The sequence below is a fragment of the Porphyromonas sp. oral taxon 279 str. F0450 genome (genome assembly GCF_000292995.1).
Taxonomy (GTDB): Bacteria; Bacteroidota; Bacteroidia; order Bacteroidales; family Porphyromonadaceae; genus Porphyromonas; species Porphyromonas pasteri.
The window spans coordinates 1-7661 of record NZ_ALKJ01000034.1 but is presented as its reverse complement, the minus strand read 5'-3'; the positions used below and the strand labels follow the sequence as shown (position 1 = coordinate 7661).

General features: G+C 50.3%; 5 protein-coding genes. 4 read left to right on the top strand and 1 reads right to left on the bottom strand.

All coding sequences use genetic code 11. The features are described from left to right. The 4 genes from HMPREF1323_RS07635 to HMPREF1323_RS07620 form a co-directional block, all read left to right on the top strand. Nucleotides 1-1191: AAA family ATPase (locus tag HMPREF1323_RS07635; protein WP_009433580.1), on the top strand; the 1191-nt coding region annotated here is incomplete at its 5' end. Continuing rightward, on the top strand, nt 1179-1487 hold the full coding sequence (locus tag HMPREF1323_RS07630; RefSeq protein ID WP_044124227.1) for a helix-turn-helix domain-containing protein: 309 nt from the start codon (nt 1179-1181) through the stop codon (nt 1485-1487). The genes HMPREF1323_RS07635 and HMPREF1323_RS07630, both read left to right, overlap by 13 nt. 159 nt (nt 1488-1646) lie before the next feature. Beyond that, on the top strand, nt 1647-2411 hold the full coding sequence (locus HMPREF1323_RS07625; RefSeq protein ID WP_009433578.1) for a type IV toxin-antitoxin system AbiEi family antitoxin domain-containing protein: 765 nt from the start codon (nt 1647-1649) through the stop codon (nt 2409-2411). Continuing rightward, entirely contained in the window at nt 2404-3315 is a 912-nt protein-coding gene (locus tag HMPREF1323_RS07620) for a nucleotidyl transferase AbiEii/AbiGii toxin family protein (RefSeq protein ID WP_009433576.1), read from the top strand. The genes HMPREF1323_RS07625 and HMPREF1323_RS07620 overlap by 8 nt, the downstream gene beginning before the upstream one ends. A gap of 41 nt (nt 3316-3356) precedes the next feature. Here the strand turns inward: HMPREF1323_RS07620 and HMPREF1323_RS07615 are convergent. After that, the coding region (locus HMPREF1323_RS07615) for a helicase-related protein (protein ID WP_044124226.1) at nt 3357-7661 on the bottom strand (4305 nt) is incomplete at its 5' end.

Genomic DNA, 7661 nt, shown 5'->3' with positions numbered 1-7661 from the left:
GGGCTTCGTGAGGCTCAGCGGCAGGTAGGTCGCTTGTCGGCTTATCATGTGAAGCAGCTTCAGCTTCCACTCAAAGGGACGAAGGCTGAGAAGGATATTTCGGATTACTTTGCTCTGGGGAATGAGGAGGCCGACTTCCGAGGGCTACTGAATACGCTCCTCTCTCAGATGTACACGCAAACGATGATGCTCCTACGCTCGTGTGAAATCGACTATGATAACCCTCCTGATGCCTCTAAATCGCTCGTAGCAGTTAACGGGGTACCTCTTGGGACGCAGGACAACCTCTTCTGCATTACGGGAGGAGAGGGTACGGGTAAGAGTAACTATGTCTCTGCTATCCTTGCTGGAGCCCTTGCCCAGCAACGCCTGGATGCCGGGCTGACCCTAGGGCTTGAAGTTACGCCGAATCCAAGGGGGCTGGCGGTTCTACACTACGATACGGAGCAGTCAGAGGCTCAGCTACACAAGAACCTAGGTAAAACGCTCCGCCGGGCATCGCTCACGGCTGTCCCTGACTTCTACCATTCGCTCTATCTAGCTTCGCTCTCGCGTAAGGATCGCTTGAAGCTTATCCAAGAGAGTATGGACATCTTTCATCATAAGCATGGGGGTATTCACCTCGTGGTTATTGATGGTATTGCCGACCTCATTCGATCAGCTAATGATGAGACGGAGAGCATTGCTATCGTCGATGAGCTCTACCGCTTGGCCGGTATCTATAACACCTGCCTTATCTGTGTCCTTCACTTTGTGCCGAGCGGGATTAAGCTCAGGGGGCATATTGGTTCCGAGCTACAGCGCAAGGCGGCAGGTATTCTCTCTATTGAGAGAGATGATCACCCTGAATACTCGGTTGTCAAGGCCTTAAAAGTTAGAGATGGTAGTCCTTTAGATGTGCCGATGATGCTCTTTGGCTGGGATAAGGCTCTTGATATGCACGTCTACCGAGGGGAGAAGTCTAAGGAAGACAAAGACCGGCGTAAGAGTAGCGAGCTGCTTGCTGTAGTTCGTGAGCTTTTCCGTACGACGAGTCATCTATCTTATCAGGACCTCTGCGAAGTCTTGATGCGCGAGCTTGAGATCAAAGATCGTACCGCAAAGAAGTACATTGCCTACATGAAAGAGCAGGGCATTCTTAGGCAAGATGCCCAAGGAAACTATCAAGAGAACAAGTCATGCCCCATCTAGATTCACACCAGAGCGAGGCTCAGTTTCGGAGCCTTTTTGAGAAGCTTATGCTGATGGAAGCTAAGCTTGATGAGCTGCTCTGCCTGCAAAGGCAAGAACATGAACTTCGGGTTTATCCTCCCCTCCGAGCAGAGTACCTCGATATTATTGACGTGTCTAAGCTCCTCAAGGTGGAGCAGAAGACCATCTACAACTGGGTCTCCCTTGGGAAGATTCCCTACCTCAAGGCTAATGGTCGCTTGCTCTTTTTGAGAGCAGAGGTTGATGAGATGCTTAGGCGACGCGAGGAGTGGTAGCGATGAGGTTTTAGCCCCTGAGAGTTCTGCTGGTTGAAGTTCCGATCTTTGTAATAAACTTATAGTGTATTATTTGGCAGAGTAATCAACTTTAGGACAGGCGGAAGTCATCTTTAATTGCCTATCTTTGTGGTTGATAAAAGCAAATAGTAATAAACTATGGGTGTATATAGAGAAGCAAAGATAAACCAGCTGCTTCAGCTTGCCCAGAAGGGCGGGCTCTTCTTCTCAAGCTGGCTACATGACCAAGGCTATAGTCCTCAGCTCCTTATGCGCTATCGTAAGTCTGGGTGGTTATCAGCTCTATCAAAGGGTGTTTTTTATCGTAAAGGAGAGAGCTTGTCTGCTTTGGGAGCCCTGGCTTCTTATCAAAGTCAAGTATCTTCTGACTTGTATGTTGCGGCTCATTCCGCTTTGGAGTTATGGGGGTTCAATCACTATGTCCCTATGGGCAAGCCAGTCTTGATGGTTGGCATGCGACAGCGCTCCGTCCCTTTATGGTTGAAATCCTCTTTGTTTGATCGTGATTTCAGACCATTTCATTCGTCGATACTTCAATCAGTTCGCCTTGCTTCATTCCAATATCAAGATTGGCTACTCCAAGTATCGATCCCAGAACAGGCTTTTATCGAGTGTCTGTATTTAGCTCCCAAGCTATATAACTATGTCGATCTCTTCTATATAATGGAACAACTCACGGTGCTTCGAGCAGATGTACTGCAGTTGCTATTAGAGGAAGTCGAGCATTATCGTGTGCGACGTCTTTTCCTTTATATGGCGGAAAAGGCTGGGCATGCTTGGTTCGACGATTTAGATGTATCCCGAATTGATATTGGTTCCCACAAGCATCAGCTGGTTAAGGATGGGGCCTATGTTGCTAAATACAAGATGACTATTCCTAAAGAATTATATAATTATGAATAGCCAGCAGTATCATCAGCAGGTAGCCTTGCTAATACGCATCATGCCTTCTGTCTATAGGATAAAAGAATTTGCTGTTCATGGAGGAACGGCGATCAATCTTTTCCATCAAGATATGCCTCGTTATTCTGTGGATATTGATCTTACTTATATCCCTATTGCTCCGAGGAGTGAGAGCTTGGCTGATATCAATCGCTTGTTGCAGGGCTTAAAAGAGCATATAGAGCGCACCATTCCTGGCATCAAAGTCATGCACAGAGCCGATGTGTGGAAGCTACAGTGCGCTTATCAAGGTGCCCTAGTTAAGATTGAAGTCAATGGAATGAAAAGAGGCCTTCTTGGGGAAGCCGATATCCTGAGTTTGTGCCCTAAGGCTCAAGAAGTGTTCCAAGCAAGTTGTAAGGCTCGTATTGTTTCTTATGCTCAACTCTACGGAGGGAAGCTCGCTGCAGCTCTTAGTCGGCAACATCCTCGGGACCTCTTTGATTTTTGGTTGATGCGAAAAGAGAATTGGGAGCAGGTCAAACAAGGTTTGCTCCTGAGCTTGTGTGGAAGTGACAAACCCATTATTGAGTCCTTGTCACCTCATTGCATCAACCAAGAAGAAGCTCTTGAGAATCAGTTCAAGGGGATGACGAGTACGCCGTTTTCCTACCTTGATTATGAAGAGGCTCGCAAGAATCTTGTAGAGAGGGTTCGTGAGAACTGGACAGATAGGGATAAGAGGTTTCTCTTGTCATTTGAACAGGGCACTCCTGATTGGAGCCTTTGTGTAGCGGGTGATTTAGGACGGTTCCCGGCAGTTCAATGGAAGCTTCAAAACATTCAGAAGTTACGAGATAATAATCCAACAAAATTTCGAGAAGAGATAGAGCGCCTTAGCCACTTCTTGGAGCTTTCATCCTAATACAACTTATCTCCATCTGCACAAGTGGTTGGTAGCTCCTCTTACCTTATCTTCGGTTTAGCGAAGACGACTTTACTCACAGCTTCTTCCTTCTCGTTGGGTCGGGAAGCCGTGGATTGAGCTAAGGAGGATGATTCTTCTGGCGTAGCTGACTGCCCTACAGATATCGGGCGTGTGTTGCCTCCTCCATTGGGGTGCTGCTGTACGTTCTCTTTCTGCTGTATTACTTGGTCCTCTCCCTCCCCCTCGGCTCCGTCCGTAGGGATGAGGGAGAGGGCTATTTTTCTGTCAAGCTCTGCTGCCTGTGCTTTGAGGTCTCTAAGAGCCTCCTCCTTATTCCACTGTCCGCTAGCCATCGCCTTGTAGATCTCGATGTCTTGTGAGGCTCTGGTGAGCTCCTTCTCGTGGGTTGCCATGACCTTGGGAATGCGCTCGAGGGCTGAGAGAAAGTTTTGGCAGGCTAGCTTGGGGTCGCTGGCAAGTTTACCATTGTTGTGCGTGTAGTAGATGCTTCCTTCTCCCTTGACGAAGAATCGATTGACGGAGCCTTGGAAGAGGTCTTTTGCTGAGCTCTCGGTCTTGACGAAGATATTGAAGCCGTAGATTGATCCAATCTTGTGGTATTCTCCTTGGGTTCGAGCTTTCTCGGCGATTTCTTGTAGACGGGATGCTACGAGCTTCATGTCGCAATTCTCTGGAAGCCCCGTCAGCTCCAACTTATTGATGGCATTGCCCTCTGCGTCATGCTGCACGCGAGCTTCAAATAAGGCCTGATCTCCCTTAGCTTCGGCCACACGGCTTGTGTGGAACTCTACGGAGTGCTCCAGCTCTTGGAGCTTCCCTGAAGCAGCGTCTCGCTCCTTCATGAAGTTCTTATGTTCTGACTCCAGGGCTGTGATCTTCTTGTCGAGTTTTGCCTTCTCCAGGAGGTCAGTATTACCTGAGAGTACGGCCACATATTCGGAGTAGTTCATTCCACTTTCCTCGTCCATAGCGCCCTCATCGATGGTTCGTGCACCGAGGGTATTGCTCTTGAGCTGGTTGATGAAGAGCTGCTTGTTGTGTAGGAGGTTGAACTTATAGCTGTCGAGCGATCGTTCTACGGCATAGATGATGACATCGACCGTGTTATTCGCGCACTCCTTGGCTACTTGATTGCCCTTGCGTACGGCTCTTCCGTTGCGTTGCTCGAGGTCCGATGGTCTCCAGGGAGTGTCGAGATGATGAATGGCCACGGCTCGCTGCTGGGCGTTAACGCCTGTGCCGAGCATTGATGTTGAGCCGAAGATGATGCGGATCTCTCCTCGGTTCATGGCCTCTACCATGGCTTTCTTCGCTCGCTCGTTCTTGCATTCCTGTATGAATCGTATCTCGTGAGCAGGGATCTTATAGTCTTCTATGAGCTTGCGCTTGATTTCGGAATACACGTTCCATTCTCCAGGCTTGTAAGTTCCGAGGTCAGAGAAGACAAACTGGGTCCCTTTAGCCGCATCAAACCTCTGGTAGTATTGAGCCAGCATCCGTGCGCAGTGTGAGGCCTTGTTGTCGATGTGGTCGCTGTATTTCTCTTGGTTGATCATGCGTAGATCGAGGCTCATCTTGCGGGCGTAGTCGGTGGCGATAAGCATCTTGGCCTTTTCTTCCTTGTCACTTAGGGGCTCTCTACCGAGAAGCGTAGCGTCTCCTGAACGGGCAAACTCCATGAGCTGTTTGATGAAGATCTCCTGCTCGGGTGTTGGTGGAATGTTGTGTAGGATTTCATTCTTGTTGGGGCGGTCTATCCCGATATCTTTTGCGGTGCGAAAGTCACAAATTTCTGCATAGAAGGCAGCAAGCTCTGGGACCTTGATGAAGGTGCGGAAGCGCTCCTTCTGAATGATCTCGTTGGTGATGGAGAACTCGTAGTCTGTACTTTTCTTGGCAAAGACGGCAGCCCAGGCATCAAAGCTGTTGATGCCTTGTTTCTCGAGGGCTTGTGGGCGTAGATACTTGAAGAGTAGATAGAGCTCGGTCAAACTATTGGAGATTGTAGTGCCGCTGAGGAAGGTTGCTCCTAGGTCTTTGCCCGAGCGCTCTTGGATGGTCCTAATGGCAAAGAGCAAGTTGAGCGCTCGTTGTGAGCCATCAGGGTTCCCTAGGCCCGATACACGGTGGTGGCGGGTGTTGAACATGAGGTTCTTGAATTGGTGTGACTCATCGACGAAGAGGTGATCTATGCCCATCATCTTGAAGTCCACGGCGTCATCCTTACGCTCGGAGATGCTGTCCTGGATGTCGTGGAGCTTGGCCTCGAGTGTTTGCTTGCGCTTCTCAAGTCCTTTGAGCATCCCACGGGAGATGTCTTTGCCTTCTCTTCGGAGGACATTGAGGTTCTCTTCCACGGAGTCCATCTCCTTTTGTAGGATGGCTTGTTGTATCTCGAGGGCCTGAGGGATCATCCCGAACTGCTCGTGCGTCAGGATGATGCAATCCCAGTCGTTGTTCTTGATGTCGGCAAAGATGCGCTGGCGGTTCTGCTTGGTGAAATCATCCTTGCCGGGGTAGAGTATCCGCGCATTAGGATAGGCCTTGCGGAAGGTGTCAGCGATATCAAAGACGTTGGCTTTGAGTCCTATGATCATGGGCTTATTTGCCAGTCCGAGTCGCTTCATCTCATAGGCTGCGGTACACATGATAAGCGTCTTTCCTGCCCCTACTTCATGATCACAGATCCCCCCACCATTGGTTTTCAGCATCCATACGGCATCTTTCTGACTTTTGTATAGGTCAGGGATGCCGAGTCGCTTGAGGTCTAGGTCGGGGAAGCTCTGATGCGCTCCGTCGAAATTGGGGCGCACGAAGCAATTGAAGAGTTCGTTGTAGCGACTGGTGAGCTGCTCTTTGAAGGTCTCAGGGCGTCTTGTGAGCCAATCGACAAAGGCTTGTCTAATCTCCTCGATCTTGTTGTTAGCTTGCTGGATTTTCTCGCCATCACGCACCTTGATGGACTTCGTTTCTCCCGAGGAGGGGTCGATGACCTCCTTGCTCTTGTTAATGTCGGGAATGGTGTTGTGTAGGGCGTGCTTCAGTAGGTGCAAGCCGTCGTATCGACGGAACTCGCCTTGTACGGCGTATTTATGCCAGATGTTACCATTTTTTCGATCACAAGTGATAGTATACTCATCCATGTTGGCGTGATATGCCACACGGATATCTGTGCCGAAGAAGTCGGAGGCAAACTCACCGTACACAGCTGCTGGGATCCAGCGTTCCCCGAGGTTGAAGTCCAGGTCGGCAAAGGGTATAGGCGTTGGGCGTGCTGCCATAAGAGCTGCCAAGCTCTGTTTCCCTTCCTCGTGGTCGGGGTGGTCAAGTAGCCAAGAGGCAAGCCTATCAGCTTTCTCGATTACGTTGCCCGAGATGAACTTATCGGCTACCTCATAGCCACCTACCTCAGGATTGTAGTAGATACGTCCCTCGAGGGCAGAGATGATGTCGTTCTCCTCCATCTCGGGAAGTAGCGAAGCCATGTAGGAGAGCTCCACACTTCCATACTTGTTGAGCGAGGCTCCTAGAGCTTCGAGCGGGTCGGAAGCGATTGAGAGTTCGGCGGAGGAGAAGGCTGTGGGATGATCGAAGATATCCGCTTTGACGAAGTGTCCATCGATAGAGCGCTCAAGAAAGAGCATCTCCATCCCCATGGCATCCATCTTAATGACGTCCGTATTGGCTTTCTTGTTCAGCTCTCCCCAGCGAGCGACATAAGCATCGTAGAGTCGGTTGAGCTTCTCCCGTTCCTCTTTGTCCTCGGCATGGTTGGTGGCCTCATAGTCATAGAGCCGGTGATAGCTCTCGCGGATCTCTATGTAGGCTCTTAGGCGAGTAAGTTGAGCGAGAGGGAGATCCATGGGGTGAAAGGTTGGTCGCCTCTTGAGGTCAGAGAGGTAGCCTATCTGTCCTTTCTGCGCGACGATCGAGCCATCGCGAAGGTGGCTGTCGGGGGCGGAGAGGAAGGGGCGAGGAGATGTGTCAAAGACTTCCCGATACTCGGTTGTGGGGACCACCTGGCCTTGTCCTGCTTCATCTGTGAAGTCGAAGAGAGAAGCCTCTTGGATCGTATCGCGAGCAGGCTGCTTACGCCTGCGGGATGTTTGGGTCTTAGTTTCCGTATGAGCCTTCTGTGAGGAGGGGCTATGCTTTGGGGTATTAGCCTTGAGTTCGGCACTCACCCGCTCTACTTCCAGAGTCCAGAGGGTGTATTCTTCTGGGGCAAAGAGTAGCTCCTCCTGCTCGTGGCTTGCCTGCATGATGGGGTGATGATCGTCATCAAAGTACACGGTCTGCCCATTCATCTCTCGGGGAGCTTC